This is a genomic window from Methylobacterium sp. WCS2018Hpa-22, from assembly GCF_031843785.1.
GTDB lineage: Bacteria > Pseudomonadota > Alphaproteobacteria > Rhizobiales > Beijerinckiaceae > Methylobacterium.
Window position 1 is genome coordinate 15,220 of record NZ_JAVTJA010000012.1, and the last position, 26,811, is coordinate 42,030.

Annotated in this window: 26 protein-coding genes; 17 read left to right on the forward strand and 9 right to left on the reverse strand. The window is 67.7% G+C overall.

From position 1 onward, the window contains the following. Positions 1–146: 146 nt before the first annotated feature. The gene (locus RQI43_RS16405; RefSeq protein ID WP_311275841.1) at positions 147–1,136 is read right to left on the reverse strand and encodes a LysR substrate-binding domain-containing protein; all 990 of its coding nucleotides are present in this window, start codon (positions 1,134–1,136) and stop codon (positions 147–149) included. Between the two features lie 129 nt (positions 1,137–1,265). Between RQI43_RS16405 and RQI43_RS16410 the strand changes: the two genes are divergently transcribed. From RQI43_RS16410 to RQI43_RS16435, 6 genes are all read left to right on the forward strand, one after another. Continuing rightward, positions 1,266–1,946: a phosphoribosyltransferase family protein gene (locus tag RQI43_RS16410; protein WP_311275842.1), complete on the forward strand. Its 681-nt coding sequence runs from the start codon at positions 1,266–1,268 to the stop codon at positions 1,944–1,946. Beyond that, complete coding sequence (locus RQI43_RS16415; protein ID WP_311275843.1) at positions 1,943–3,217, forward strand: hydantoinase/carbamoylase family amidase; 1,275 nt, start codon at positions 1,943–1,945, stop codon at positions 3,215–3,217. The genes RQI43_RS16410 and RQI43_RS16415 overlap by 4 nt, the downstream gene beginning before the upstream one ends. A gap of 167 nt (positions 3,218–3,384) precedes the next feature. Further along, positions 3,385–4,173: a transporter substrate-binding domain-containing protein gene (locus tag RQI43_RS16420; RefSeq protein WP_405030650.1), complete on the forward strand. Its 789-nt coding sequence runs from the start codon at positions 3,385–3,387 to the stop codon at positions 4,171–4,173. A gap of 105 nt (positions 4,174–4,278) precedes the next feature. Next, positions 4,279–4,941: an amino acid ABC transporter permease gene (locus RQI43_RS16425; protein WP_056427766.1), complete on the forward strand. Its 663-nt coding sequence runs from the start codon at positions 4,279–4,281 to the stop codon at positions 4,939–4,941. A 9-nt stretch (positions 4,942–4,950) separates the two neighbouring features. Continuing rightward, complete coding sequence (locus tag RQI43_RS16430; RefSeq protein ID WP_056427769.1) at positions 4,951–5,592, forward strand: amino acid ABC transporter permease; 642 nt, start codon at positions 4,951–4,953, stop codon at positions 5,590–5,592. Further along, the gene (locus RQI43_RS16435) at positions 5,589–6,389 is read left to right on the forward strand and encodes an amino acid ABC transporter ATP-binding protein (protein WP_311275845.1); all 801 of its coding nucleotides are present in this window, start codon (positions 5,589–5,591) and stop codon (positions 6,387–6,389) included. The genes RQI43_RS16430 and RQI43_RS16435 overlap by 4 nt, the downstream gene beginning before the upstream one ends. Before the next feature lie 675 nt (positions 6,390–7,064). Here RQI43_RS16435 and RQI43_RS16445 read toward each other — a convergent pair. Next, a complete protein-coding gene (locus RQI43_RS16445; protein ID WP_056427781.1) occupies positions 7,065–7,781 on the reverse strand; it encodes a sulfate transporter family protein in 717 nt (238 codons plus the stop codon). A gap of 266 nt (positions 7,782–8,047) precedes the next feature. Here RQI43_RS16445 and RQI43_RS16450 point away from each other — a divergent pair, with 266 nt between their 5' ends. Both RQI43_RS16450 and RQI43_RS16455 read left to right on the forward strand, forming a co-directional pair. Then, positions 8,048–9,379: an NAD(P)/FAD-dependent oxidoreductase gene (locus RQI43_RS16450; RefSeq protein ID WP_311275846.1), complete on the forward strand. Its 1,332-nt coding sequence runs from the start codon at positions 8,048–8,050 to the stop codon at positions 9,377–9,379. A 179-nt stretch (positions 9,380–9,558) separates the two neighbouring features. Continuing rightward, positions 9,559–10,563, forward strand: coding sequence for an HD-GYP domain-containing protein (locus RQI43_RS16455; RefSeq protein WP_244483624.1), 1,005 nt, complete (start codon positions 9,559–9,561; stop codon positions 10,561–10,563). Between the two features lie 45 nt (positions 10,564–10,608). On the opposite strand, the gene RQI43_RS16460 is transcribed toward RQI43_RS16455, so the two are convergent. Then, positions 10,609–11,091 carry a YaiI/YqxD family protein gene (locus RQI43_RS16460; RefSeq protein WP_056427788.1) on the reverse strand — a complete coding sequence of 161 codons (483 nt, stop codon included), beginning with the start codon at positions 11,089–11,091 and terminating at the stop codon, positions 10,609–10,611. Then, positions 11,088–12,179, reverse strand: a complete 1,092-nt coding sequence (locus tag RQI43_RS16465) for an adenylate/guanylate cyclase domain-containing protein (protein WP_311275847.1) — start codon at positions 12,177–12,179, stop codon at positions 11,088–11,090. Before RQI43_RS16465 ends, RQI43_RS16460 begins: the two co-directional genes overlap by 4 nt. Before the next feature lie 312 nt (positions 12,180–12,491). Between RQI43_RS16465 and RQI43_RS16470 the strand changes: the two genes are divergently transcribed. Then, entirely contained in the window at positions 12,492–13,307 is an 816-nt protein-coding gene (locus RQI43_RS16470; protein ID WP_311275848.1) for a methyltransferase domain-containing protein, read from the forward strand. A 23-nt stretch (positions 13,308–13,330) separates the two neighbouring features. Continuing rightward, positions 13,331–14,578, forward strand: coding sequence for a glycosyltransferase family 4 protein (locus RQI43_RS16475; RefSeq protein WP_311275849.1), 1,248 nt, complete (start codon positions 13,331–13,333; stop codon positions 14,576–14,578). On the opposite strand, the gene RQI43_RS16480 is transcribed toward RQI43_RS16475, so the two are convergent. Both RQI43_RS16480 and RQI43_RS16485 read right to left on the reverse strand, forming a co-directional pair. Beyond that, entirely contained in the window at positions 14,518–15,165 is a 648-nt protein-coding gene (locus tag RQI43_RS16480) for an alpha/beta hydrolase (RefSeq protein ID WP_311275850.1), read from the reverse strand. The genes RQI43_RS16475 and RQI43_RS16480 overlap by 61 nt on opposite strands. Before the next feature lie 56 nt (positions 15,166–15,221). After that, on the reverse strand, positions 15,222–16,154 hold the full coding sequence (locus RQI43_RS16485; protein WP_311275851.1) for a ring-cleaving dioxygenase: 933 nt from the start codon (positions 16,152–16,154) through the stop codon (positions 15,222–15,224). A gap of 129 nt (positions 16,155–16,283) precedes the next feature. On the opposite strand from RQI43_RS16485, the gene RQI43_RS16490 reads away from it, so the two are divergent. Beyond that, positions 16,284–17,210, forward strand: coding sequence for a LysR family transcriptional regulator (locus RQI43_RS16490; RefSeq protein ID WP_311275852.1), 927 nt, complete (start codon positions 16,284–16,286; stop codon positions 17,208–17,210). 8 nt (positions 17,211–17,218) lie between these two features. Here RQI43_RS16490 and RQI43_RS16495 read toward each other — a convergent pair whose 3' ends face one another. Further along, a complete protein-coding gene (locus RQI43_RS16495; protein WP_056427806.1) occupies positions 17,219–17,794 on the reverse strand; it encodes a PilZ domain-containing protein in 576 nt (191 codons plus the stop codon). A 135-nt stretch (positions 17,795–17,929) separates the two neighbouring features. Beyond that, entirely contained in the window at positions 17,930–19,852 is a 1,923-nt protein-coding gene (locus tag RQI43_RS16500; RefSeq protein WP_311275853.1) for a sigma 54-interacting transcriptional regulator, read from the reverse strand. 160 nt (positions 19,853–20,012) lie between these two features. On the opposite strand from RQI43_RS16500, the gene RQI43_RS16505 reads away from it, so the two are divergent. The 6 genes from RQI43_RS16505 to RQI43_RS16530 all read left to right on the forward strand — a co-directional run bounded on the left by RQI43_RS16505 (position 20,013) and on the right by RQI43_RS16530 (position 25,092). After that, complete coding sequence (locus tag RQI43_RS16505) at positions 20,013–21,374, forward strand: CmpA/NrtA family ABC transporter substrate-binding protein (RefSeq protein WP_311275854.1); 1,362 nt, start codon at positions 20,013–20,015, stop codon at positions 21,372–21,374. Positions 21,375–21,377: 3 nt separating this feature from the next. After that, positions 21,378–22,217, forward strand: a complete 840-nt coding sequence (gene ntrB, locus RQI43_RS16510; protein WP_056147646.1) for a nitrate ABC transporter permease — start codon at positions 21,378–21,380, stop codon at positions 22,215–22,217. A 10-nt stretch (positions 22,218–22,227) separates the two neighbouring features. Beyond that, positions 22,228–23,190 carry an ABC transporter ATP-binding protein gene (locus tag RQI43_RS16515; protein ID WP_311275855.1) on the forward strand — a complete coding sequence of 321 codons (963 nt, stop codon included), beginning with the start codon at positions 22,228–22,230 and terminating at the stop codon, positions 23,188–23,190. A gap of 65 nt (positions 23,191–23,255) precedes the next feature. Further along, entirely contained in the window at positions 23,256–23,744 is a 489-nt protein-coding gene (cynS, locus tag RQI43_RS16520; protein ID WP_056427819.1) for a cyanase, read from the forward strand. Positions 23,745–23,900: 156 nt separating this feature from the next. Beyond that, a complete protein-coding gene (locus tag RQI43_RS16525) occupies positions 23,901–24,308 on the forward strand; it encodes a DoxX family protein (protein WP_056427822.1) in 408 nt (135 codons plus the stop codon). A 151-nt stretch (positions 24,309–24,459) separates the two neighbouring features. Then, a complete protein-coding gene (locus tag RQI43_RS16530; protein WP_311275958.1) occupies positions 24,460–25,092 on the forward strand; it encodes an AAA family ATPase in 633 nt (210 codons plus the stop codon). A 71-nt stretch (positions 25,093–25,163) separates the two neighbouring features. Here the strand turns inward: RQI43_RS16530 and RQI43_RS16535 are convergent, their stop codons facing one another. After that, positions 25,164–26,555 carry a dipeptidase gene (locus RQI43_RS16535; RefSeq protein WP_311275856.1) on the reverse strand — a complete coding sequence of 464 codons (1,392 nt, stop codon included), beginning with the start codon at positions 26,553–26,555 and terminating at the stop codon, positions 25,164–25,166. Positions 26,556–26,811 lie beyond the last annotated feature (256 nt).

The window sequence follows — 26,811 nt, forward strand, 5'->3', positions numbered from 1 at the left end:
CGTCACGAGCAAAACTCGAAAGCAAATGTGAGATAATTTACAATAAGACTCGTCCCGTTAGCTTGAATTATTACAGTTTACCCACGCGGCCGCACAAAGTTTTTTCGTCCGCAGGGCCTCAGCGAGCCTGACTCATGGATCATGGCTCACTGAAGCTTGGTATCGGCGACGGCTTCCGGCGCGAGAAGCCCCTCGACGAACCGCATTGCCGGCCCCGACAGGGCTGCGAAATCGACGGCATAGAGGTTGAGGGCGCTCACCGCCCAGGCATCGGTGAGCTCGGCCGCATGCAGGTGGCGCTCGCCCAGGGCCTGGAAGGCACCTTCGGCCATCACGCCGATGCCCATGCCGCACTCGATCATCCGGCACATGGCCGAGAGGCTGTCGACCTCGACCCGCTGACGCAGGGCGCGCCGGGCCTCGCGGGCGACCCGGTTGAGGTGGATCTGCACCGTGCTGCTGCCGCGCATGCCGACCTGCTCGAAATCCAGGGATTCGGCGTAGGCCACGTGGCTGCGGACACCCAGCGCATGCCCTTGCGGCATCACCAGGACGAGGCGCTCGGTGCGGTAGGGCCGCGCCGACAAGGGAAGGCCGGGCTCGCAGGCGCCGCAGATGCCGAGATCCGCCTCGCCCTCGATCACGTCCTGCGCCACGCTGCGGCTGCTGCGCTGGCGCAGGTCGATACGGATGTCGGGATGCGTCCGCGCGAAGCGGGCCATGTCGCCGGGCAGGAACTGCTCCACCGCCGAGGCGCTGGCGCTGAGGCGGACGCGCCCACGCACCCCGCCGGCGAATTCGGAGAGGTCGCTGCGCAACTGCTCTACGTTCAGCAGGATCGTCAGGGCGTCCTGGCGCAGCTGATCGCCGAGGAAGGTCGGCCGGACGCCGCGGGCATGGCGGGCCAGCAGCGGATGGCCGATCACCGCTTCGAGTTCGGCGACGCGGCGGCTCAGGGCGGAGGCCGCGATCTGCCCGCGCTCGGCCGCCCGCGCGATGCTGCCGGTCTCGCAGATCAGCACGAACAGCTCCAGCGTCCCGAGATCGAGCTGGCGAAGGAAGTGGCGCGGCGACGGCACGAAGGGGCTTTCCGGCTTGACGAAGTTCGCCGTGTCGGCAGGCAAAACCGGCGCCATCGCGGGCCGACGGTCGGCCGAGCCGTCGCGGAATGCGATGCCTGGACGCCGGAGATTGAACTTCTCGGGCCCCGAGCCCCTGCCTAGGTTGCGGCCTCGCTTCCCCCGACACTCCCGGAAAACGTCGCGATGTCCTCAACCTTCCAGCCGGCCGCGTCCTCCGCGCGGGTGGCCCAGGCGCTGGTGCAGGTCGGTGCCGTGCGCCTCACCACCGGCCAGCCCTTCATCTACACCTCCGGCTGGGCGAGCCCGGTCTATGTCGACACCCGCCTGCTGATGTCGGATGTGGCCCTGCGGACCCTGGCGATGGATCACGCGGCCGCGCGCCTCGCCGGGACTGTCGCCGAGAGCGGCGTCAACGCGATCATTGGGGCAGAGAGTTCCGGCATCGCCTTCGCGGCCTGGATCGCCGAGCGCCTGCGCCTGCCGCTTCTCTACCTGCGCAAGAAGCCGATGGGCTGGGGCCAGGAAGCCCGCCTGGAAGGACGCCTGCCCCACGAGGCCCGCCTTCTCCTCGTCGACGATGTCACCACGGACGGCCGCTCCAAGATCGCGGCGGCCCGGACTCTGCGCGAGGCCGGAACCGCGATCGCCGACGTCCTCGTCGTGGTCGATTACGGGATCTATCCCGATTCCGCCGCGCGCTGGGCCGAGCATGCCCTGGCCCTCCACGCCCTCACGACGTGGCGCGACCTCCTCGCCGCCCTGCGGGAGGCCGGGGAGCTCAGTCCGGAGGCCGGAGCGATGCTCGACGCCTTCACGGCGGACCCGGTCGCGTGGTCCCTCGCCCATGGCGGAGTCGGCGCGTGAGCCGGCCCCTACACCTGGCGAACCGCATCCTCGACGCGGTGGCGGATCTCTCGCGCGACGGGCTCGGCGTCACCCGCGAGGCCTACGGCCCGGGCGAAGAGGCGGCGATGCGGGCCATCGAGGGCTTCGCCGCCGAACTCGGCCTCGCGGCGGAGCGCGATCGCTTCCAGAACCTCTGGCTGCGACTGCCCGAGGATGCGCGCTCCGAGCCGCCGGTCGTGATCGGCTCGCACCTCGATTCGGTGCCGCAGGGCGGCAATTTCGACGGTCTCGCCGGGGTCGTCGCCGGCCTGCTGGTGCTCGACCGCCTGCGCGGCCGGGCCGGACTGGCGCCGCCCCTGCGGGTCCTGGCCCTGCGCGGGGAGGAGAGCGCCTGGTACGGCAAGGCCTATACGGGCTCGCTGGCCCTTCTCGGCCGGCTGCCCGCCTCGGCCCTGGCCCTGCCCCATCGCGCCGGCCGAGGCACCCTCGGCGAGGCCATGGCCCGCAGCGGCGTCGATGTCGATGCGGTCTCGCGGGGCGAAGCGTTGCTGCGGCCGCACGAGATCGCCGCCTATCTCGAACTCCATATCGAGCAGGGGCCGGTGATGATCGCGCGGGGCTGGCCCTCGGCGGTGGTCACGGGCATTCGCGGCAACATCCGCCGCCACCGCATTCGCTGCGTCGGCGAGGCCGGGCATTCCGGGGCGGTGCCGCGCTGGCTGCGCAAGGACGCGCTCCTCGCGGTGGCCGAACTCCTGTCGAGCATGGACGAGCATTGGCGCGTGCTGCTCCAGATGGGCGTCGACCTCGTGATGACGGCGGGCATCTGCACGACATCCGTACAATCGCACGCCGTCTCGGTCATACCCGGCGAAGTCACGTTCAGCTTCGAGATCCGAAGCCAGGATTCGGACACGCTGGCGCGGTTCGACCAGCTGTTCCAGGAGGCCTGCCGGGGCATCGCCGCGAGCCGGGGCGTCAGCTTCGACTTCGACGCCGCCCTCACGTCGGCCCCGGCCGCCATGGATGCGGGCTGGATCGCACGGCTGGAGGCGGCCGGCGCGGCGCGGGGCGCGCCGGTGGAGCGCGTCCCGAGCGGGGCGGGCCACGACGCCGCGGTCTTCGCCGGGTCCGGCGTGCCCGCCGCGATGGTGTTCGTGCGCAACGCCAACGGATCGCACAACCCGCACGAGGCCATGGACACCGCCGACCTCCTCGACGGCGTAGACCTGCTGCTCGCGGCGCTGACCGGGGCGGCGGCGAAGGACGTGTCCGGGCTCGCGGCTTGACGGTCGTCACGCCCTGTCCCCCGACCGCGCTGCCAAGTGCACAAGAATTGCACAGGCCTCGCGAATGCAGAGGCCCCCGCAATCGCCGATGCCCCGCGGCGGTCTTCGCAGCGGCGGTCTCTGCAAGAAAGCTCGTTTCCCCAAGAGAGTTTGATTTGCCGATGTCCCTGACCAAACGCAGCCTCCTCCTCGCCCTCGGCCTGAGTTCCGCCCTGCTGTCGATGGGGAGCGTTCAGGCCCAGGAGGCGCTCGGGCAGATCGAGAAGTCCAAGGTCGTGAAGATCGGCGTGCCGGCCGATTACCCGCCCTACGGCTTCGTCGGCCTCGACCTGAAGCCGATCGGCCTCGACATCGATGTCGCCAACCTCATCGGGGCCAAGCTCGGCGCCACGGTGGAACTGGTGCCGGTGGTGAGCGCCAACCGCATCCCCTACCTCCAGACGAAGAAGATCGACCTCATCGTCTCGACGCTCGGCAAGAACGAGGAGCGGGTGAAGATCATCGATTTCAGCGCTGCCTACGCGCCCTTCTACCAGGGCGTGTTCGCGCTGAAATCCCTTCCCATCAAGAGCTTCGACGACCTCGCGGGCAAGTCCGTAGCGGTGACGCGCGGCGCCATGGAGGACGAGATGCTGGGCAAGGTCGCCCCCGCCTCCACCCAGATCCAGCGCTTCGAGGATCAGGCCGCCACCACCGCCGCCTTCGCGGCCGGGCAGACCCAGGTCATCGCCACCAGCGTCTCGAATATCGGCGTGCTCAGCCGCAAGAGCCCTAATCTCGGCATCGAGTACAAGCTGCTGCTACGTGACAGCCCATGCTTCGTCGGCATCGCCAAGGGCGAGGGCGCTCTCCTGAAGAAGGTCAACGAGATCGTCCTGGCCGCCAAGGCGGACGGCACCCTCGAAGCCCTCTCGCAGAAATGGCTGAAGCGCGGGACCGGCGACCTCCCCCTGTAGAACCCGCCCTAGATAACCTGCCGCTCTGAAACTCGCCCGTCCGCCGAGGGCCGTCCCGCTGGGCCGGCTCTCGCTCACGCCGCCTGCCGGGGTCCCCGACCGTCCATGCCGCTGCAACTCGACTTCGCGAGCATTCTCGCCCAGTGGCCCCTGCTCGTGCGGGGGGCGGCCTGGACCATCGGCCTGACGGCGGTCGCCACCCTGCTGGGGGGAATGATCGGCATTCTCTGCGCCTGGGCGCGGGCCAGCGGGCCGCGTCCGCTGCGCTGGCTCGCCGGCGCCTATGTCGAGCTGATCCGCAACACGCCCTTCATCGTACAGCTGTTCTTCATCTTCTTCGGCCTGCCGGAACTCGGCATCCGGCTGTCGCCAGCCCTGGCCTCGATCCTCGCCATGACCATCAACCTCGGGGCCTACGCCACCGAGATCCTGCGCTCCGGCATCGAGGCGACGCCGCGCGGGCAGATCGAGGCCGCAGAGAGCCTCGCTTTGACCCGGGCGCAGGTCTTCACCCGGGTAGTGCTGCCCCCGGCCCTCAAGAAGGTCTGGCCTGCCCTGGTGAGCCAGATCGTCATCGTCATGCTGGGATCGGCCGTCTGCGGCCAGATCTCGACGGAGGAACTGAGCTACGCCACCAACCTGATTCAGAGCCGGAACTTCCGGGCCTTCGAAGCCTACATCGTCGGCACCCTGATCTACCTCGCCCTCGCGATCCTCGTACGCAACCTGCTCAACTGGGCCGGGCCGCGCTTCCTGTTCGGCCGGTAGGAGGTCGCCATGCCGGAATTCACCCTCTGGGACATCGTCCGTAACCTGCTCCTCGCCGCGCGCTGGACCGTGGCGCTCTCCCTGATCGCCTTCCTCGGGGGCACGATCGTCGGCCTTGGCCTCCTGCTCCTGCGGCTCTCGGGACGACGCGTCCTTGAGCGCGGCGTGGGCGCCTTTGTGCAGCTCTTCCAGGGCACGCCCCTGCTGATGCAGCTGTTCCTTCTGTATTTCGGCCTTGCGATGGTGGGGGTGAACACCTCCGCCTGGCTCGCGGCCTGCGTGGCGCTGACCCTCTACGCCTCCGCCTACCTGACCGAGATCTGGCGCGGCTGCGTCGCCGCGATCCCGCGCGGGCAGTGGGAAGCCTCCGCCAGTCTGGCGCTGAGCTTCGGCCAGCAGTTCCGCCACATCATCCTGCCCCAGGCCTTGCGGATCGCGGTAGCGCCCACGGTGGGCTTCCTGGTCCAGGTGGTGAAGGGCACGGCGCTCGCCTCGGTGATCGGCTTCGTGGAACTCACGAAGGCCGGCGGCATGATCGCCAACGTCACTTACGAGCCGATGCTGACCTATGCCTGCGTGGCGGCAATGTACTTCGCCCTGTGCTTCCCCATCAGCCTCTATGCCCGTGTCCTCGAAAGGAAACTCGCATGAATGCCGTTCCCGAGCCGCTGCCGACGGGCGGCCTCGCCGGTACGCCCCACACCCGGGTCGGCGCCCCGATCCTGAGGATCACGGCATTGCGCAAATCCTACGGCACCCACGAGGTCCTGCGCGGCATCGACCTCGACGTGGCGCGCGGCGAGGTGCTGGCGATCATCGGCAAGAGCGGCTCCGGCAAGAGTACGCTCCTGCGCTGCATCAACGGCCTGGAGGTGTTCCAGCACGGCTCGCTGATCGTCGACGGCCGGCACCTGCTCTACGACAACGCCAAGGCCATGCGTGAGCTTCGCCAGGGCGTCGGCATGATCTTCCAGAACTTCAACCTGTTCCCGCACCTCTCGGTGGGGCGCAACGTCATGCTGGCGCCGCACCTCGTGAAGAAGCGCGGGGGACCCGAGAACGAGGCCCGCGCCCGCCAGCTCCTCGCCCGCGTGGGTCTGGCGGAGAAGTTCGACGCGATGCCGGACAAACTCTCCGGAGGCCAGCAGCAGCGCGTGGCCATCGCCCGGGCGCTGGCCATGGACCCGGCGATCATGCTCTGCGACGAGATCACCAGCGCGCTGGACCCCGAACTTGTCGGCGAGGTTCTGCGGGTGGTGGAATCGCTGGCCGAGGAGGGCATGACCCTCCTGATGGTCACCCACGAGATGAACTTCGCCCGCAAGGTCGCCGACCGGGTGATCTTCATGCATCAAGGGCTGGTCCACGAGATCGGCCCGCCCGCGGAGGTGTTCGGCGCTCCCAAGACGCCCGAGCTGCGTCAGTTCCTGTCGTCGCTGCACGATTGAGGATGCTGGCGATGCCAAGGAGGCGAACCTCGTCGGGCTGCAGGAGCCGCGGATCATAACCCATCTGGCTCCGGGGCGGGGGTGTCACGGCGAGACGGATGGGGCCGGTCGCCGGAAGCTGACGAAGACGTCCCCGATGCGTGCGATGACGGCGCGGTTTAAGCGGCGGGCGGCCGCAGGAAGCAGGTGGTCGAGCGCGTGTTTGGGTAGATCGAGCAGACCCGAGGCTCGCGCCGGTTCCTACCCCGAGGCCTCGACAAGATCTGGGGCGCATGAGCGATGTATCTGCACCATCGGCAACTTCCTCGAGCTGGCGAAGGCCGGGAAGTGAACCCAAAGCAAGTGACATGACCGTCAAAACTCCCATGCCAATCCCGACGCGCGAAGCCATTACTTAGACAGACGCGGTGATTGGGGTCCGGCCGCGGGTCCGCTGAAGGCGGCTGCTCCTATCGAGATGTGAGATCGTGGGCGCGGTTGAATCTCCACGACATCAGGAAAGGTCAGCCATGACGCACCCTTCCCGGATTTACGTCCCCCTTGAAGAGACCGCCATCTGTGTGGTCGACGAGGCAGGTCGGAACATTGAGTAGCCGAGAGCCTTCGGCCAAGGGCAGGCCCTACAACTCCGATCTCGACCTCGGATTTTGGCGACGACCTGCCCTGAACGGGGCATTATCCGAGCCGCTTGCGCGGATCCGGTCCGGTCAAGGCAGCCTTGCGGCTCAATCCCTTATGGACATGCACCATGAGGGCGATGCCGAAGAGCGGCGTCAGCAGGTTGAGGACGGGCACCACCATCAGCCCCGCCAGCATGGCGCCGGCTGTCATGGTGGTCATGCCGAAATGCCGGCGCATCTCCCCCGCTTCCGCCATGGGCCGGAAGCGCCCGGCGGCGAGTTCGAAATACTCGCGTCCGAGCAGGTAGGTGTTGGCGAGGAAGAACGCCACGAGGTTCACGCCCGGCACGAAGAACAGGATCAGCGCCACGAGGTTGACCAGCAGGGCGAGCCCCGCGAAGCGCAAGGCGTAGAGCATCGCCGAGCCGATCGGCAGTGCCGTGCCCGGGGCGTCACCCGGAAAATCGGTGCGCTCCACGATGGCCGCCGCGTCGTCGAGGAAGTAGCCCGCGACCAGGATCGAGACCGCCGGCATGACATAGGCGAGGCCGATGAACAGGCCGGCGCCGGCGAAGAAGACCGCCAGGGTATCCAGGAACGGATAACTCGCCGAGAGATGATGGTTCGCCAGGAACCAGTCGATCGCCTTGGTGAGGCCGGCCCAGATCAGGATGAGAAGCCCGATCGTCAGGGCGAGCGACTTCCACAGGATGGCGCGCAGAGGCGGCGAAAGCACCTGCCTGAGGGCAGCGTAGGCAGCCTGAATGAGCATGGCGGCCGAATCCTTGTTCCGCACGAGGGAAGACGGGTGCCCGGACAGGCCCGGCCGTCAGCGCCGGGTTCTGGCGTCGCCTGCGCTGCGGCGCAACCCCGGCCGGTTTTTCGCGGTGCGGCATGGCCTCTCCAGCGATGCGACATGAACGACGAGCCTCACACGAGTCCGTGTAATGTTCTCCCACCGTAACGGCTGGTAGAGAATCACCACGCACTCTCCCCCGCTTCGCCGATCACGGACATCCCCCGGAAACAGCCCTCCGCATGGTCCCCACACCCCGTCCCGCCCATAGCCACTTGCGGCAGAGCATCGCGCCGCGCCTCGCACCGCTGTCCGACCACGCGGATGTGATCGTGGTCGGCGCGGGCGCCGCCGGCATCGCCGCGGCGCGGACCCTTACGGAGCGGGGCATCTCGGTGGCGGTGCTGGAAGCGCGCGATCGGATCGGCGGTCGGCTGATCACCACGATGCTGCGCGGCCACCCGGTGGATCTCGGCGGGCATTGGCTCCATGCCGGACCGATCAATCCGCTGGTTCGCCTGGGCAAGGCGCGTGGCGAGCCCCTGCGGGTCGCCGCGCAGGAGGGACACCTGCTCGTATCGGGCCGGAAAGGGCGCCGGGCGGAAGTCGCGGCCCATGCCCGTGCCTTCTCGGTGGCCGATCGCGCCCTGACCGGCCAGGCCGGCCTCGAAGGCCCCGACCGCCCGGCGTCCAGTGCCCTCCCGCCCGGTCTGGGCCCTTGGGCGGAACGCATCGCCCTCGTCCACGGCCTCGTCTCCGGGCGCCCCCTCACGGAGATCTCCCTCCACGACTTCCCCAGCATGGAATACAGCGACAATTACTTCATCGCCGGCGGCTTCGGCGGCTATCTCGCCCGTCTGGCGCAGGGGCTTCCCATCGCCCTGAACACGCCGGTCGTGCGCATCGACTGGTCGGGAACCGGTGTCACCGTGGAGGTGGCGGACGGATCGGTGCGGCGGGCCGCGGCGGTGATCGTGACGATCCCGATGATGGTGCTGCGCGCAGCACCGCTCTTCACCCCGTCCCTGCCGCCCGAGACGCGCGCGGCCATCGACGGGTTCTCCAGCGGGATCTACGAACACGCCGTGCTGCACTGGCCGTCCGCACCCTTCCTCGGGCGCGACCGGCTCGCCGCCCTGACGGGCGGACGCCACAAACCTCCCGGACTGCTCACACGGGTGGATGGGACGCCGTTTCATCTGTTCGAACTCGACACGCCGATGACCCAGGCCCTGGATGCCCGTGGCCGGAACCCGGATTCCGTCCGGCGCCTCGTGCGCGCTGTCCTGGCGGACCATGTCGGCCATCGCGCCCTGCACGATCTCTCCATTCCGGCCATCAGCGAGTGGCGCCACGACCCCTGGTCGCTCGGTTCATGGGCCGTGGTCCCGCCCGGACATGCTCCGGCACGGACGCAACTTCAGGCATCGCTGGGCAACAAGATCTGGTTCGCCGGGGAGGCGCTGTCCCGCCTGCAATGGGGAACCGCCGGTGGAGCCTATGAAGAAGGTATGAGAGCGGCGAATGAAGCTGCAACCTCCATTTCGACACATCTCAAGTTGCACGCTCAGTAGGTCACGCCCTGTCGAATGTCACTTTGTACTTTTATCATTATGCATCATGACTGGATTAAGCTTCTTTCCATGTTTGCAAATTATCACGAACCCGCGGGTATCGCCGGATCTCGGGCTTAGTGCGAATGCTGGATGGGACAGTCCTATTAATCACAGACCGGCCGGACAGCAGCGAGATCTTGCGCGGCGAACTGAGCCTCGTAGCGGATTGCAAGGTCGTCCGGTTCGATGCGGCCTTCGACATCACGCGTGAGACGATTGGTGCGATATCCGATGTGACCCTCGCTCGGCGCGACGCCGTGACCGCCATGCGCCGGGCCTTCGCGAAGCTCAACGGCGCGGACGTTCCCATCATCTGCCTCTTGCGCAACACGAGCGAGAACGGCCTACGCGACGCCAAGAACCTCGGCGCGACGTGCTGCCTCTCGGCGCACACGCCCCCCGCCATGGTCGCCCGCACGATGATGACGCAGGTGATCCAGGACCGTGCGGACAGGCCGGTGCGGAGCATCGAGCGCGGCGTGGCACGGGCCACCGAAGTCCTGACCCGCCTGTTCGATGGCGCCCGGTCGAATGGCCCGGTCGCTCTGGCACAGGTCGATGCCAGCCTCGAACCGATCATCGAAGCGGTTCGCGACGGCGGGTTGACCCGTTGGCTCGACCGGGTCTGGACGCATGATGACGCCACCTACCAGCATTGCCTGCTGGTGGCAGGCGTTGCCGCCAAGTTTTCGCTTCACCTCGGCTTCTCGGCCAGCGACCGCAATCACTTCGTCCGCGCCGCTTTGCTCCACGATCTGGGGAAAGCCCGGATTCCGCTGGCGATCCTCAACAAGCCGGGCCGGCTCGACGAAGGAGAGATGACGGTCATGCGCACGCATCCGGTCATCGGCTACGAGAAGCTGAAAGCGGCCGGCTGCGATGCCCTCACCCTCGGCGCCGTGCGGCATCATCACGAGATGCTCGACGGTTCGGGCTATCCCGACCGCCTCAGCGGGGATTCCATCGGCGATACCGTGCGGCTGATGACGATCTGCGACATCTACTCGGCGCTGACCGAGAAACGCGCCTACAAGCCGGCCATGCCGAACGCCGTCGCCATGGCGATCCTCTCGGACATGAAGGGTCGGCTGGAGGACAGGCTGGTCCAGTCCTTCGGCGAGGCCATGGGGAACGGCTCGTGACGAAGCCGAAACGAATCCCGGACGCGGCTCGGGACAGGGCGAACCTCAGCCGAAGCCGCCCCGCTTGAGCCGCATCACGGTCCGATCCAGCGCGCCGAGATAGGCCGAGCGGTCCCGGGCCGAGAACGGTCGCGGGCCGCCCGTGACCGTGCCCGCCTCGCGTAGGTCCTGCATCAGGTTGCGGGTCGCGAGGGCGAGGCCGATTCCGCTCTCGCTGAAGGGCTTCCCGGTCGGCGCGAGCACCTCGGCGCCGGCCTTCACGCAGCGGCTGGCAAGGGGTACGTCCGAGGTGACGACGACGGCCCCCGGCCGGGCGCGCTCCGCGATCCAATCGTCGGCGGCGTCGAAACGATCGCTCACGACGACGCGCTCGATCCAGGGTTCCCGCGGCAGGGTGATGAAGCTGTTCGCCACCACGTAGACATGCAGGCCGTAGCGGCCGGCGACCCGGTAGGTCTCGTCCTTCACCGGGCAGGCATCGGCGTCGATGTAGACGACGATCGAACGGTCGGCGGCCGGCTCGCTCACGCGGACGCCGCCAAGGGCGCGGACAAGGGCGCGGCCACGCTCCGTCCGCCCTCGGCCTCCTCGAGCGCCGGAACCACCCGCTCCAGAGTCGAGACGGCCAGGGGTTGGCCCCGGCCACGCAGGGCGTGGGCGCCGAGCGAGCGGGCGCGGATGCCATCAGGCAGGCGCGGAAGGCGGGCGAGGAGATCGTCCGAAATCAGGATCTCGGTGCCCAGGGGCCGGCACAGGGCCTCGATCCGCGAAGTCACGTTCACCGTGTCGCCGAAATACGCGATCTTGTGTCGGTCGACCCCGACTTCGGCCGTGACGATGGATCCGCCATGCAGCGCCGCCCGCAAACGGGGTACGACGCCGAATCGGGCCTGCCAGATCGACGCCTCGGCCTCGATCCTGTCGAGGACGTCGAACACGCAGGCGACGCAGCGCCCGTCCTTGAGGCCCCGCTCCATCGGCCAGGTGATCATGGCCATGTCGCCGATGTAATCGTCGGTGGAGCCGTGGTTGCGGCGCACGGGCTCGGCGAGGGCGGCGAAGACCGCGCCGAGATAGGCCTGGGCCTTCAGGTCGCCATGGGTCTCGGCGAAGGCGGTGGAGCCGACGACGTCGAGGAAGAGGAAGATGCGGTCCTCGCGCACCGGCTTGTGATAGCGGCCGACGAGAAAGTTCACGAACACCTCGCCGCCGATGAGATCGCGCATGCGGATGACGAAGACGAGCATCGCCGACACCGCCAGCGAGTAGGCGAGGACCCGAGGCGTGATCTTGACGGCGTCCTTGAGCGCGTCCCCGGTCAGGCCCAGGGCCCAGACGACGAGGCCCCCGAGCGCGATGCCGCTGGCGATCATCAGGACATAGGCGAGCTCGGCCGTGAGCACGTAGATCTTCGCCGGCAACTGGCGCAGGCGCGCCTGAAGGCCGCCGAAGATCAGGCCACGGTCGAAGGCGAGGGTGGTCGCCCCCACCGCGAGGCCATAGATCACCCCGGCCAGCGGCGAGGCGCCGTTGGCGAACAGAAGGTCGTAGAGGAGCCCGGCGCCGCTGCAGGCGACGAGAATGAGCATCCAGAACCAGCGGTGCGGCGGTAGCATCAGGCGTCACCCCGGTCTGGCTCGTCACGAAGACGATGGCGTCGCGCGGGGAGAAGCAAGGCGTGGCATCCTTCGGAAGGCCATCGTCGGAAGACGCGGGTGAGTTACCGCGCCGAGACGACCGGCCCACCCTGAACAACGGTCCATGATGGCGCGATTAAGGCCATGGGCCGTTAAGGCTGCCTTCGAAATTCATTGACCGCCCGGAAGACCGTGAGATCTCCGTAACCGGGTACGCTTTAGGCTCGTTGTCAGATAGGCAGCCCTCACTGCTGCAACGCGGCTCGACCGCTTCAGAAGGCGCGCATCGCGATGAGCATGACGAGTGCGAACCCGGATCCGACCACCCCCAAGGCGTCGGCGACACGCACGCTGGTGGCCCCGCGCGACATTCGCGCCATCGCGCACGACCTCGGCTATTCGCCCGACTGGAACTGGAGCTGGGAGAACTACAAGAACACGATCGTCGCCCTCACAAACGAGTACGACCTTCGCGACCATTTCGAGATCGGCGGCGGGCGCGACCCGGTCTTCCAGCCGCCCGAACTGCTGCGTCACGGGATCAAGGTGACGATCAACGACATCTCGCAGAAGGAGCTCGATCTCGCTCCTCCCGAATTCTCGAAACTCTGCTGCGACATCGCCTCGCCTTCCACCCTCGACACCATCGGCCGAAACCGGTTCGACTTCGCCTATTGCTCGATGGTGATGGAGCATGTGCCGGACGTGGCGCAGATGTGGCGCAACATCCATGGCCTTCTAACCCCGGGCGGCGCAGCGCTCAGCTTCTTTCCCACCCTGTTCGCCCCGCCCTTCGTCGCCAACCAGCTCATGCCGGAGGCCCTGTCGCGCGCCGTGCTCCACACCCTGTTCCCGGACCGCAGGGACGATGGCGGCAACCCGAAATTCCCGGCGCATTACAATTACTGCCGGGGCAGCGAGGCGGTGATCGTGCCGCTCCTGAAGGAGATCGGCTTTCGCGAGATCGTCGTGCTGCCGTTCTACGGCTACAGCTACTTCCACAAGCTGCCCGGCCTGCGCCAGATCGACGACGCATTCACCCGCCTCGCCCGGAGCCGCGACTGGCGGACCTTCACGAGCTTCGCTTTCGTCATCGCGCGTAAATGACCATCACCCGGTCCGATGCGGTCATGAATGTCATCATCGTCGCCGATCACGCCTTCATCAACGGTGGGCAGGCGAAAGTCGCCATCGAGAGCGCCCTCGGCCTCGCGAGGCGCGGCCACCGCGTCGTGTTCTTCGCAGCCGTCGGCCCGGCCGATCCGCGTCTGGCGGCCGCCGGTATCGAGGTGATCGTGCTTGGCCAGACCGACGTGGCGCTCACGACTTCGCTCGCCAGTTTCGGCGTGCAATGGCTTTGGAACCGGCCAGCGGCGCTCCGCCTCCAAGCGCTCCTCTCCGGTTACGATCCGGAAGACAGCGTCGTCCACGTCCATGGCTGGGCCAAGGCCCTGTCGCCCTCCATCGGGCCGGTGCTCAAGGCGACGAGGGTGCCGGTGGTGTTCACCATGCACGAATACTATCTCGCCTGCCCCAATGGCGGCTTCTACGATTACCCGATCTCGGCCGCCTGCCACCGCACCCCGCTCTCGCCCGCCTGCATCGCCTACAATTGCGATTCCCGGAGCTATGCCCGCAAACTGATGCGGGTCGGCCGCCATGCCTTGATGCGGGGGTCGGGGCTGGTGGGCAGCGCGGCCACCGTCATCACCATCAGTCGGCTGCAGAAGACCGTTCTCGCCCCCTACCTGCCGAAACGGACACGCTATTTCGAGGTCTCGAACCCCGTGGACGCGGAGCCCCTCGGGCGGAAAGCGGATCGGCCTCTGGGCGACATCGTCTTCGTCGGGCGGGTCTCGCCCGAGAAGGGCGCGAACGTCTTCGCCGAGGCCGCCCGCCTCGCCGGGCAGACGGCCGTGTTCATCGGCGACGGCCCGCAGCGGGCGCAGTTGGAGTCGGACTATCCGGAGGCCCGCTTCCTCGGCTGGAAGAACCCGGCCGAGGTCAAAGCGCTGATGCGCGCGGCCCGCGCCCTCGTCTTCCCCTCGGTCTGGTACGAGGGCCAGCCCCTCACCGTACTCGAATCCCTGGCGGCGGGGACGCCGGTGATCGTCAGCGACATCTGCGCCGGACGGGAAGCGGTGGAGGACGGCGTCAACGGTCTCTGGTTCGCGTCCGGCAAACCGGATTCCCTCGCCGCCGCCCTCATGCGTCTCTCCAACGACGCGGAGGCGCGCCGGATGTCGGATGCGGCCTACGACCTGTTCTGGGCCGATCCGCTGACCCTCGACCGGCATCTCGACGGGATCGAGGCGGTCTACCGAAGCAGCCTCGCTTCCGCGCGCTCCCCCTCGACCATCCGGGCCATCCACGCCTGAACCGCCGTGACGTCGGCCTGGCCGAGCCCGTGCCCGGCCGGCTGGATGTCGTGCGTCACATCCGCCCCGGCCCGGCCGAGGATTCCGGCGAGACGCGCGGCGTTCTCGGCCGGCACGATCGGATCGGCCATGCCCGACAGCATCAGCACGGGCGTGCCGGTCAGGTCGGGAACGGGCGGCTCCGCCAGCGGCATCATCGGCCGGAGCAGCGCCGCTCCCGCCAGCACGCCCGGATGAAGCAGGAGAAGGGCGGCGGCGATGTTGGCGCCGTTGGAGAAGCCGAGCGCCACCGGAGCGGCGATTCCGTAGGCCTCACGGGCCTCCGCGATGAAATCCGCGAGCTCCCGCGCACGACGCCGGAGGTCGGCCTCGTCGAAGACACCCTCGGCGAGTCGGCGGAAGAAGCGCGGCATGCCGTTCTCCAGGACGGCTCCGCGCGGCGACAGCAAGGCGGAGCCCGGCGAGACGGCGCGACCCAGGGGCAGCAGGTCGCTCTCGTCGCCGCCGGTGCCGTGGAGCAGCAGGAGCGGAGGCGAGCCGGCCACGGTCGCGGCCTCGAAACGGTGAGTGAAGGACAGCTTGGTCATGACGGCCTCGCGAAAAGTGCGTGGGAACCGCCCCTCCTCGCGGAGGGGCGGCCATGTCAGGCGATGACGGGGAGAACCTCCTCGATCCGCGCGCGGTGCGCTTCGAGGAAGGCGGGGAGCTTGAGCGCCTCGCCCAGCGTCTCGGCCGGCTCGTCGATGGCAAAGCCCGGGATGTCGGTGGCGATCTCGAACAGCACGCCGCCGGGCTCGCGGAAGTAGACCGAGCGGAAATAGGCGCGGTCCCGCTGCTCGGTCACCTGCAGGCCATGGGTGCCGGTGAGATCGGCCACCATGGCGGCCTGCTCGGCATCGTCCTTCGCCCGGAAGGCGATGTGATGGACCGAGCCGGCACCGGGCCGGCCGCGCAGGAACTCGCCCACCGCCCGGAGGGTGACGAACCCACCGACGCCGCTACCATTGGCGTAGCGGGTCATCGCCCCGTCGCGCCCGGCCTCGGAGAAGCCGAACACCCCGGTGAGGATCCGCGCCGTCGGCTCCGCCTCTTTGAGGAGCAGGGTGACGCCGTGGAAGCCCCGGATGGCGTGCTCGGCCGGAACCTCGGCACCGGTCCAGGAAGGCGCCCCCTCGGTGGCCTCGTCGACCCCGACCAGGGCCAGCACCATCCCGTCGGGATCGCGCAGGCGAAGGACCGGCTCGCCGAAGAGCTGGACCAGGGCGTCGTGGTCGACGCCCTTCTCGATCAGCCGGTGGGTCCACCAGCCGATGGAGGCGCGGGGAACGCGGAAGGCGGTCTCCTGCGTCTCGCCGATCCCGACCCGTCCCCGCGCGGCATGGGCGACGGGAAAGAAAGTCAGGATCGTGCCGGGGTGGCCGGCCTCGTCGCCGTAATAGAGGTGATAGGTCGAGGGATCGTCGAAATTGACGGTCTTCTTCACCAGGCGCAGGCCAAGAACGCGGCGATAGAAATCGAGGTTGCGCTGGATGTCGCCGGCATAGGCGGTGACGTGGTGCAGGCCGTTATCGGACATGATCGTGTCTCCCGGACGCGCTGGCCGGTGGATGGCCACCGCGCCGCTTCGTGATGACGACAATCTGGGGCTTGGCATGCCGCATGAAAACAGAAACGATGGAAACCTATCGTTTCTGGAAATGCGCATATGAAACTGCCGGATTTCGAAGCCTGGGCGATCTTCGCGAAGGTCGCCGAGAGAGGGTCCTTCGGGCGGGCGGCGGATGAACTCGGGCTGTCGAAGGCCACGGTCTCGAAGGCGATCACCCGCCTGGAAGCCCGGATCGGCGGCCGCCTGTTCCACCGGACCTCGCGCAAGATCGCCCTGACGGAGATGGGCCATGCGGCGCGGGACGGCGCCGCGCGCATCCTCGCGGAGGGCGAAGCGGCGGAAGCCCAGGCCACGGCCTCGTCATCGGTTCCGCGCGGCATGGTGAGGCTGGCCGCCCCCATGTCGTTCGGGATCCTCCACGTGGCCCCGATCCTTCCGGATTTCCTGAGTCAGTATCCGGAGGTCTCGGTGGACCTCCATTTCAGCGATGCCCTCGTGGATCTCGTGGGCGGGGGCTTCGATATCGGCCTGCGCATCGCCGCGCTGGCGGATTCCTCCCTGCGGGCGCGGCGCCTCTGCCTTGTGAACCGCGCCCTCGTTGCGTCGCCGGATTATCTCGACCGGCATGGCAGGCCGGAGCATCCGCGCGATCTCGCCCGCCACGCCTGCCTCGGCTACGCCTATCTGCCGAGCCCGGACCGCTGGATCTTCACGAGCCGCGAGGGCGAGGAGGCGGTCATCCTTCCCGCCGGGCCGCTGCGGGCCAACAATGCCGACGCCCTGACTCCCGCCCTTCGCGCCGGGCTCGGCCTCGCAGTCCAACCGGATTTCATGGTCTGGGAGGATCTTCGGGCCGGGCGACTCGAACGGGTGCTGCATGGATGGGAGCTTCCGCCCATCGCCCTGCATCTGGTCACGCCGCCGGGAGACCCGCGCCCGGCCCGCGTGCTTGCGCTCATCGCCTTCCTGACAAGCCGGTTCGCGGCAGCACCCTGGTCGAACGGCGCCGCCGCACAGCCCTGAGACCGCGATCAGAGCACGACATGCGGGCCGACCGCGTCTTCGTGGAGCGGCGAGAGAAAGGACGCGCCGATGCCGTTGTCGAACCGACGGGCGACCTTGGCTCTGGTGTTTCCGATGACGATCAGCGTGCCGACGTCGAGGGGCTCCTCCATGGAAACGGCCACACCCGATGCCGAGATGTTGATGACACGGCCGGGAAGCATCGATCCGGCCTCGGTCGTGACCAGCACGTCCTGGATCTCCGGCACGATACGCGGATGGATGCGTGTCACCAGAGGCTGTGGATTCTGCGATTTGGCGACGCTGAGGAGGCTCTGCACCACGAGCCCGAGGGGATGGTCGGCGCTGAGAACGCGGATGGCGAAGGAAGCGGCCTCCGCTCGAACGACGATGGCTTCGAGGGATCCGGCATGGCGGATACTGCAGGTCAGTCGCTCATCGACGGCGGGCACGACCGATGACTTGAAACGAATGCCGTCCGAGGAGAGATCGTCGGTGACCGCATAAAAATTCTGCCGATGCCGCCCCCAGCAAAGAGCTGGCAGGATGACCTTGTATCGCGCCTCCGACCGCCTCTCGCTCATCACATCCCTTTTTGTGTTGAGCACTTTTATGCTGGCGACTCTTCAAGCGAAGCTTTCACAATCGAGAAAATTCGATTCAATATCCTACATCAACAACTCGAACCATCCGAGATACACGCAGGACGAGTTGATCGACTAGAACCGAGCTTTGTCGTTAGAGCGGCCTACACCCGTCAGGCCATGCACTTTGATGCGGGAGGCGAGCGTCGTCGGCTTGACGCCGAGCAGTTCGGCCGCCCCTCCGGCCCCAAAGACGCGGCCCTTGCTCAAGACCAGGGCGGCGGAGATATCGGCCCGGTCGCGCGCCCTTCGCTCGGCCTCGGTGGCGGGGGTGAGGCCAGGTGAGACCTCGCCCTGCGGGCGCCTGCCCTCGAGGGGACCAGGGCTCTCGGCCTCGGGCAGGTCGAACCGCAACCGCCCGCGCACGGCCAGGATCGCTGCCCGCTCGACGATGTTCTCCAGCTCGCGGACATTTCCGGGCCAGTCGTAGCGCGCGAGGCGGCGGACATCGCCTTCCGTGAGACGCAGGTCGGGCATGGCGAGCCGCCGGGCCACGCCCTTCAGGAAGTGCTGGGCGATGAGGGGAATATCCTCCGGCCGCTCGCGCAGGGGCACGGCCGCGATGGGAAACACGTTGAGGCGGAAATAGAGATCCTCGCGAAAGCGCCCCCGCTTCACCTCGGCCTTGAGGTCGCGGTTGGTGGCGGCCACGAGACGGACGTCGACGAGGCGGGTCCGCTCCTCGCCGATCCGCTCGAACTGGCGCTCCTGCAGCACGCGCAGGAGCTTGCCCTGCAGGTCGATGGGAATTTCGCCGACCTCGTCGAGGAACAGGGTGCCGCCATCGGCGAGTTCGAAGCGCCCGACCCGGTCGCGCAGGGCGCCGGTGAAGGCGCCCCTTGCGTGGCCGAAGAACTCGCTTTCGAACAGTTCACGCGGGATCGCCGCGCAATTCACCCGGATCAGCGGCCGGTCCCGGCGGCGGCTCGCCTCGTGGATGGCGCGGGCGATGAGCTCCTTGCCGGTGCCGGATTCGCCGGTGACGAGGACGGTGGCGTCGGTGCCGGCCACGAGGTCGATCTGCCGGAGGGTCGCCTCGATGGCCGGCGAACGGCCGATGATGCCCTGGTGGTGCCCGCCCTCGCGGATTTCCTCGCGCAGATAGGCGTTCTCGAGTTCCAGGCGCTGGCGCAGGGAATCGACCTCCGCCAGGGCCTGGCGCAGGCGCTCGTCGGCCTCCCGCCGCTGGCTGATGTCGCGGAACACGATGACCGCGCCGAGGAGCCGGCCCCGGTCGCGGATCGGCGTCGACGTGTATTCCACGAAGATCGGGGTGCCGTCCCGGCGCCAGAACACCTCGGTATCCACCTGATGCACGGCCCCATCGCGGAAGGCGGCATAGATCGGGCAATCCTCATGCGGGTAATGGCAGCCATCCGGGTGGCTGTGATGGACGGTGGCATGCATGTCGCGCCCGACGAGGTCGGCGGCGTCCCAGCCCAGCATGCGCTCGGCCGCCGGGTTGATGAAGGTGGTGATGCCCTCGGCATTGACCCCGTAGATGCCCTCGCCGGCCGCGCGCAGGATCAGCTGGTTCTCGCGCTCGATATCGCGAAAGATCCGCTCCATCCGCTGCCACTCGGTCAGACCGGCGCGCATATGCGCGTCGGCCTCCGTATCCACGAGGCGGCGGCGACGCTCGTCGAGGTCGAACAGGCTCACGAGGAGGAGCGCAGGCTCGCCCGGCAGGATCGTCCCGCTATATTCCACATGGAGGCCGTGCCCCTCCGCGTGCCTCGGCGAGAGGGCGTGAGTCCAGTCGCGCCCCCGCGCCTGCACGGCCTGGGTGAAGACGATCAGCGTCGGCACCTGGTCGGGATGAAGGCCGGTGACGCGCATGCCCCGCAGGACATCGGGATCGTAGCCGAGCAGCCGCGCGGCGGACGGGTTGGCGTCCCGGATCTCGTCGGCCACCGGATCGAGCACCAGCATCGCCTCCGCCGCCCTGTCGAAGGCGGGGCCATAGGCCGAAGCAGGCGGCGCGACTGAGTTTTCCATCACGATATCTCGTAGCATGCGTCACGAAAAACCGTAATCGACGATATTTCGTAATGTTCGTCTATCTCTCAAACCATTGCTCCGGCTTTGCTTTTTGTTGAAATGGCGGCTGGCACAGCGTTTGCCATGAAGAGACCGTCTCCGCAGAAAGGTCCGCGACATGGCGCTCTTCGACGATCCGTTCAACGCCCGGCTGACCTTGAAGCGCGGGGGCTGCTCCTGCGGAAACCATCGCGATCAAGCCGCGCACGATGCCGAAGCTCCGTCCGGCGACGCCGCGATCACGCGGGCCGTCGAAGGTGCGGTGATGCGGGCCCTGTTCCCCGAGGATGCCCAGCGGCGCGCCTTCCTCAGGAGCGTCGGCGCGGCGACGGCGCTGGCCGCCGTGAGCCAGTTCTTCCCAACGAAATTCGTGGCGGAGGCCTTCGCGCAAGGGGCGAAGCCCGAGAAGACCGATCTCAAGGTCGGCTTCATCCCGATCACCTGCGCCACGCCGATCATCATGGCGAAACCCATGGGTTTCTACGAGAAGCAGGGGCTGAACGTAGAGGTCGTGAAGACTGCCGGCTGGGCGGTGATCCGCGACAAGACCCTGAACAAGGAATACGACGCCGCCCACATGCTGGCGCCGATGCCCATCGCCATCTCCCTCGGCGTCGGATCGAACCCCGTCCCCTACACGATGCCGGCGGTGGAGAACGTCAACGGCCAGGCGATCACCCTGGCGATGAAGCACAAGGACAGGCGCGACCCGAAGAGCTGGAAGGGCTTCAAGCTCGCGGTGCCCTTCGACTATTCGATGCACAATTACCTGTTGCGCTACTACCTCGCGGAGGCCGGGATCGACCCCGATACCGACGTGCAGATCCGCGCCGTCCCGCCGCCGGACATGGTCGCCAACCTGCGGGCCGACAACATCGACGGGTTCCTCGCCCCCGACCCGGTGAACCAGCGCGCGGTCTATGACGGCGTCGGCTTCATCCACATCCTCTCGAAAGAGATCTGGGACCGGCACCCGTGCTGCGCCTTCGCGGCCTCGCAGGATTTCGTCACCCAGACCCCGAACACCTACGCCGCCCTGCTCCGCGCGGTGATCGAGGCGACGGCCTATGCCTCGAAGATCGAGAACCGCAAGGAGATCGCCGCGCAGATCGCGCCGGCCAACTACCTCAACCAGCCGGTGACGGTGGTGGAGCAGGTGCTCACCGGAACCTTCGCCGACGGCCTCGGCAATGTTCGCAAGGTGCCGGACCGCGTCGATTTTGACGCCTTCCCATGGTCGTCCTTCGCGGTCTGGATCATGACACAGATGAAGCGCTGGGGTCAGATCAAGGGCGATGTCGATTACAAAGCAGTGGCCGAGAAGGTCTATCTCGCCACCGACGCCGCGAGACTGATGAAGGAGGCCGGCCTCACCCCGCCGACCGCCACGTCGAAATCCTTCTCGGTGATGGGCAAGGTCTTCGATCCGGCCAAGCCCGAGGAGTATCTGAACTCCTTCGCGATCAAGCGGGCGGGCTGAGCCATGAAGGCCTCCCTCTCGCTCCGCGCCGGCATCGTCTCCCTGGCCGTCCTCGCCGCCTTCCTGCTGCTCTGGCAGATCGCGGTGGGCGGGGTCGCCAAGACCGAGGCCATGGACCCGGAATACGCAGCCCTCATGGGTGCGAGCGCCACCACCGGCAAATCGGCGATGCCGGGTCCGCTCGACGTCGCCGCCACCGCCTGGAAGCACCTCAGGGACCCGTTCTACGACCGTGGCCCGAACGACAAGGGGCTCGGCATCCAGCTCGCCTATTCCATCGGCCGGGTGGCGCTGGGCTACGGACTCGCGGTGCTGGTGGCCATCCCCATCGGCTTCCTCATCGGCATGTCGCCGCTGATGGGCCGGGCGCTCGACCCCTTCATCCAGCTTCTGAAGCCGGTCTCGCCGCTCGCCTGGATGCCCCTCGCCCTCTACACGATCAAGGATTCGAGCCTGTCGGCGATCTTCGTGATCTTCATCTGCTCGCTCTGGCCGATGCTGATCAACACCGCCTTCGGCGTTGCCGGAACGCGCAAGGAATGGCTGAACGTCGCCCGGACCCTGGAGGTCGGGCCGATCCGCCGCGCCTTCACGGTGATCCTGCCGGCGGCCGCGCCCACCATCCTCACCGGCATGCGCATCTCCATCGGCATCGCCTGGCTCGTCATCGTGGCGGCCGAGATGCTCGTGGGCGGAACCGGCATCGGCTACTTCGTCTGGAACGAGTGGAACAACCTCTCGATCACCAATGTGATCGTCTCGATCCTGGTCATCGGCCTCGTGGGCATGATCCTCGACCAGTTGCTGGCGCGCGCCCAGCGTCTCGTCACCTTCCCCGAGTGAGGTCGCGCCCATGAGCAAGCTCATTCCCTTCGCGCGGCGCTTCGCAAGTGCCGCTCCCGACCCCGCCGCCGGGACCAGCCGCATGTCGTCCTCCGAAAAATTCATCTCCATCGAGGGGATCGCCCGGCGCTATCCCGCGCCCGGCGGCAAGCAGAACACCGTGTTCGAGAACCTGTGGCTGCCCATGCGGCGGGGCGAGTTCGTCTGCATGATCGGCCATTCCGGCTGCGGCAAAACCACGGTGCTCAACATCCTGGCCGGGCTGGAGGCGCCGAGCGAGGGCGTCGTCATCGTCGACGGGCAGGCGATCGAGGGAACCAGCCTCGACCGGGCCGTGATCTTCCAGGGCCACGCCCTGCTGCCCTGGCGAACGGTGCTCGGCAACGTCGCCTATGCGGTTTCCTCGCGCTGGCGCAAGGCGTCCCGCGCCGAGGTGGAGGAGCGTGCCCGCAAGGCCATCGCGACGGTGGGCCTCGCCGGCTCGGAGCATAAGCGCCCGTCCGAACTCTCGGGCGGCATGAAGCAGCGTGTCGGCATCGCCAGGGCACTCGCCATCGAGCCCAAGATCCTGCTCATGGACGAGCCGTTCTCGGCGCTGGACGCGCTCACGCGGGGCACCCTGCAGGACGAGGTGCGCCGCATCTGCATCGAGACCGGCCAGACCGTCTTCATGATCACCCACGATGTCGACGAGTCGATCTACCTCGCCGACCGCATCGTGCTGATGACCAACGGCCCCGAGGCCAAGGTGGCGGAGATCGTAGAGAACCCGCTGCCCAAGCGCCGCGAGCGCGCCAACCTCCATCACGCGCCGGGCTACTACGCCCTGCGCAACCACCTGATGGACTTCCTCGTCAGCCGCTCGAAGAGCCTGCGGGACGCCATGCCCGCCGGCTACGACCAGCGCCACCCGCCCGTGGTGCGGCCTGGTGCGGACGAGCCGAAGCCGATTGCTGTCCCTGCCGCGTCGTAGATCCGCGCCTCGCAGACTCACGCGCCGCCCCTCACCCCCGTGTCTCGATCCATCGGAGAACTCATATGAAGCGCGAAGACCTCACGGAAAAGCTTCTCGACATCAAGCGCGAGAAGGGCTGGACCTGGAAGCATATCCAGGACGAGATCGGTGGAATCTCGCCGATCCTCATCACCGCCGCCTGCATGGGGCAGATGAAGCTGCCGAAAGCCCAGGCGAAGAAGGCGGCGGAGCTGTTCGGCCTCACGGAATCGGAGGAGCGGATGCTCAACGAGGCGCCCTATCGCGGGTCCATCGCGCAGATGCCGCCCACCGACCCGCTGATCTACCGGTTCTATGAGCTGGTGATGGTCTACGGCACCACCTGGAAGGAGCTGATCCAGGAGGAGTTCGGCGACGGCATCATGTCGGCCATCGACTTCAACATGACGATGGAGCGCGAGCCCAACAACAAGGGCGACCGGGTGAAGATGAACCTCTCGGGCAAGTTCCTGCCCTACAAGTATTACGGCAACGAGGAAGGCGTGCCTGATTACGGCTTCAAGGAGCCGTAGCCGGCGCAGCATCGACGCGAACTGGTAAAGGCATCGCGGCTCATCGGGCCGCGTTGCCTTTTTTCGCGCAGGACGAGTCGACGCAGGCCCCGGTTTCGTGCTGATTGCGCAGGCTTGGCCGTAAAAGCGGCCGCCCCGTCGGAGACTGTCGCCCGCATGAACCTCAACGCGATCTCGGCCACCTGGGCCCCCCGGCTCCTCAGCATCCTGCGCATCGTCGCCGGGGTGCTGTTCCTGGAACACGGCACGCAGAAGCTGTTCGGGTTCCCCGTGCGCATGGGCGGCGGCAGCGCACCGGCCCTGTTCACGCTCTTCTGGTTCGCGGCGATCCTCGAAATCGTCGGCGGTGCGATGATCATCCTCGGCCTGTTCACGCGGCCGGTGGCGTTCATCCTCTCCGGCCAGATGGCCTTCGCCTATTTCATCGCCCATGCGCCAAAGAGCCCGTTCCCGGCCCTCAATGGCGGCGACGCGTCCATTCTGTTCTGCTTCCTCTTCCTCTACCTCGCCGCCGCGGGCGCCGGTCCGTGGAGCCTCGACGCGCAGCGCCGCGGACGGTTCTGAGACCCGGAGAAAGCGGTCGGCCGCGCTTCCCGCTTCGGGTGGGAGCGGGTCGCCCCGGAACGAGGGAGAGAATGCGGATGCTTGCCCATCGTCACCCCAGGTCGTCCGGCTTCCCGGCGTGACGACCGTCTCCTCCGCCGAAGACCGGCGGATGCGCGTCATGGCCGTGGCCGTTCAGAAGGGCGGGACCGGCAAGACGACCCTGGCGGCGTCGCTCGCCGTCGCGGCCGCGGAATCCGGCGAGCGCGTCGTCGCCTACGACCTCGATCCGCAGGGCTCGCTGATGGGATGGGGCGCCCTGCGCCGCCAGAACGGCATCACGGTCGACCGCATCCAGGCCTGGGAGATCGGGCAATTGCCCGACATCCTCGACCAGACGTCAGAGAACGGGACGACGCTGGTCTTGATCGATACCGCCGGCGCCGCAACCGGCGCCACCCCCGCGCTCCGCGCCGCCGACCTCGTCCTGGTGCCGGTCCGCCCGTCGCGGCTCGACCTCGTGGCCGCCCGGCCGACCTTGCAGGCCCTCGTTGGCCTCGGCATGCGGAGCCGTCTGGCGCTCGTGCTCAATCAATGCCCGCCCCCGCCCTCAGCGCGCACCGACGCCTATGCGGCGCAGCTGCGCGGCCTCGGCGTCCTGGCAGAACCGGGGATCGTCCAGCGCGTCGACCACCAGGACGCCGTGGCGGCGGGGCTTGGCGTCACCGAATACGCGCCCCAGGGACAGGCCGCCGGGGAGATCCGCGCACTCTGGGGCTGGATCGACGCCAAGATGCGAGGCTGACGCCTCGCGTCGCGCGGAGAGCGGGGCGCTGTCTCGCCCCGCTTCGCGAAGTAGATGGGGCCATCTCTCGCCTACGCTTCCTTCGCCCCGAATGCCGCCAGGATGCGCGCCCAGGAGCGCGTGCCTTTGTGGAAGCTCCTGAGATCGTACTTCTCGTTGGGCGAATGGATGCGGTCGTCATCCAGGCCGAAGCCGATGAGGAGCGTGTTGCGATCGAGCAGCCGCTTGAAGTCGCCGACGATGGGGATCGAGCCGCCCGCTCCGATGGTGACAGCGGGAACGCCCCATTCCTCGGCGAGTGCCCCCCTCGCGATGTCCAGTTCGGGCATGTCGAAGGGCAGGCTGATGGCGCGGCTGCCCTTGTAGCAGATCACCTCCACCGAGCAGTCCGACGGGATTCTTTCGCGCACGAAGGCCTCGAAGGTCCGGGCGAGCTGTTCCGGGTCCTGGTCGTCCACGAGGCGGAACGAGACCTTGGCGCTGGCCTCTCCCGCGATGACCGTCTTGGTGCCCTCGCCGGTATAGCCGCCGATGATGCCGTTGACGTCGCAGGCCGGGCGCGACTGGATCAGCTCGATCAGCATGCGGCCGCGCTCACCCGCCGGCTCCGACAGGCCGATGGGGCCGAGGAACTTGTCAGCCGTAAAGTCGAGCCCGCGCCATTGCTCCAGGATGTCCGCGGGCGTCTCGCGCACGCCGTCGTAGAAGCCCGGCAGGGCCACCCTTCCATCCGCGTCGTGCAGGTCGGCGATGATCTTCGACAGGACGTGGATCGGGTTGCGCGCCGCACCGCCGAAGAAACCCGAATGCAGGTCACGGTCGGCGCAGGTGACCTTCACCTCGAAATAGGCGAGGCCCCGCAGCGACGTGGTGATGGCCGGCGTGGTCGGGTTCCACATGCTCGTGTCACAGACGAGGACAATATCCGCCGCGAGCTTCTCCCGGTTGGCCGCGACCCATTCCGGCAATCCTTGAGAGCCGTTCTCCTCGGCGCCCTCGATCAGCAGAGTGACGCCGCAGGGTAGCTCGCCCTCCATGGCGATGAAAGCGCGGCAGGCTTCGACGAAGGTCATGACCTGACCCTTGTCGTCCGAGGCGCCGCGCGCCACGATCTGTTTCTCGCCGTTGGCGTTCACCGAGATGCGCGGCTCGAAGGGCGGCGTCGCCCAGAGGTTCAGCGGGTCCACCGGCTGCACGTCGTAATGGCCGTAGAACAGCACGTGCGGCTTGCCGGGTTTCGGCGCATGCGCCAGCACCACCGGATGCAGTGATGTCTCGTGGATGGCCGTCTCGAACCCGAGCGCCGTCAGATTGCTCTCGAGCCACTGCGCCGCGTCGCGGCAATGCCCGGCATAGGCCGGATCGGTGGAGATCGAAGGGATCCGCAGGAAGGCGAACAGCCGCTCCAAGGCATTGTCGAGGTCGCGGTCGATATCGTTGAGAACCGGGTCGAGGGCGGCCATCGCGCGTCCTTGTGGCAAGCGGGGATGGCGACAGGGTTAGCCGAGGGGATGGGTGGGCGCAAACCACCGACATTGCCGCTCAGGGCTGCAAACCGGGCTGGACGACTTTCGACATGCAGGAAGGTTCAGGGGGCCCACGATTCCGGAACCGTGTTCCGGTCATCGAGGAGCGTTTGGGCTCGCATGGTCGGCACCTGACGAATGATATGCCGGGACGCCGCTCGTCGGGATGCGGTTTGCGGCGCCCCACCCGATC

What these genes read in the sequence shown, in the direction of transcription:
- RQI43_RS16405 (WP_311275841.1), bottom strand. Translation starts at nt 1,136, where the DNA reads ATGGCGCCGGTTTTGCCTGCCGACACGGCGAACTTCGTCAAGCCGGAA.
- RQI43_RS16410 (WP_311275842.1), top strand. Translation starts at nt 1,266, where the DNA reads ATGTCCTCAACCTTCCAGCCGGCCGCGTCCTCCGCGCGGGTGGCCCAG.
- RQI43_RS16425 (WP_056427766.1), top strand. Translation starts at nt 4,279, where the DNA reads ATGCCGCTGCAACTCGACTTCGCGAGCATTCTCGCCCAGTGGCCCCTG.
- RQI43_RS16430 (WP_056427769.1), top strand. Translation starts at nt 4,951, where the DNA reads ATGCCGGAATTCACCCTCTGGGACATCGTCCGTAACCTGCTCCTCGCC.
- RQI43_RS16435 (WP_311275845.1), top strand. Translation starts at nt 5,589, where the DNA reads ATGAATGCCGTTCCCGAGCCGCTGCCGACGGGCGGCCTCGCCGGTACG.
- RQI43_RS16445 (WP_056427781.1), bottom strand. Translation starts at nt 7,781, where the DNA reads ATGCTCATTCAGGCTGCCTACGCTGCCCTCAGGCAGGTGCTTTCGCCG.
- RQI43_RS16450 (WP_311275846.1), top strand. Translation starts at nt 8,048, where the DNA reads ATGGTCCCCACACCCCGTCCCGCCCATAGCCACTTGCGGCAGAGCATC.
- RQI43_RS16465 (WP_311275847.1), bottom strand. Translation starts at nt 12,179, where the DNA reads ATGCTACCGCCGCACCGCTGGTTCTGGATGCTCATTCTCGTCGCCTGC.
- RQI43_RS16470 (WP_311275848.1), top strand. Translation starts at nt 12,492, where the DNA reads ATGAGCATGACGAGTGCGAACCCGGATCCGACCACCCCCAAGGCGTCG.
- RQI43_RS16475 (WP_311275849.1), top strand. Translation starts at nt 13,331, where the DNA reads ATGAATGTCATCATCGTCGCCGATCACGCCTTCATCAACGGTGGGCAG.
- RQI43_RS16480 (WP_311275850.1), bottom strand. Translation starts at nt 15,165, where the DNA reads ATGACCAAGCTGTCCTTCACTCACCGTTTCGAGGCCGCGACCGTGGCC.
- RQI43_RS16485 (WP_311275851.1), bottom strand. Translation starts at nt 16,154, where the DNA reads ATGTCCGATAACGGCCTGCACCACGTCACCGCCTATGCCGGCGACATC.
- RQI43_RS16490 (WP_311275852.1), top strand. Translation starts at nt 16,284, where the DNA reads ATGAAACTGCCGGATTTCGAAGCCTGGGCGATCTTCGCGAAGGTCGCC.
- RQI43_RS16495 (WP_056427806.1), bottom strand. Translation starts at nt 17,794, where the DNA reads ATGAGCGAGAGGCGGTCGGAGGCGCGATACAAGGTCATCCTGCCAGCT.
- RQI43_RS16500 (WP_311275853.1), bottom strand. Translation starts at nt 19,852, where the DNA reads ATGGAAAACTCAGTCGCGCCGCCTGCTTCGGCCTATGGCCCCGCCTTC.
- RQI43_RS16505 (WP_311275854.1), top strand. Translation starts at nt 20,013, where the DNA reads ATGGCGCTCTTCGACGATCCGTTCAACGCCCGGCTGACCTTGAAGCGC.
- ntrB (WP_056147646.1), top strand. Translation starts at nt 21,378, where the DNA reads ATGAAGGCCTCCCTCTCGCTCCGCGCCGGCATCGTCTCCCTGGCCGTC.
- RQI43_RS16515 (WP_311275855.1), top strand. Translation starts at nt 22,228, where the DNA reads ATGAGCAAGCTCATTCCCTTCGCGCGGCGCTTCGCAAGTGCCGCTCCC.
- cynS (WP_056427819.1), top strand. Translation starts at nt 23,256, where the DNA reads ATGAAGCGCGAAGACCTCACGGAAAAGCTTCTCGACATCAAGCGCGAG.
- RQI43_RS16525 (WP_056427822.1), top strand. Translation starts at nt 23,901, where the DNA reads ATGAACCTCAACGCGATCTCGGCCACCTGGGCCCCCCGGCTCCTCAGC.
- RQI43_RS16530 (WP_311275958.1), top strand. Translation starts at nt 24,460, where the DNA reads ATGCGCGTCATGGCCGTGGCCGTTCAGAAGGGCGGGACCGGCAAGACG.
- RQI43_RS16535 (WP_311275856.1), bottom strand. Translation starts at nt 26,555, where the DNA reads ATGGCCGCCCTCGACCCGGTTCTCAACGATATCGACCGCGACCTCGAC.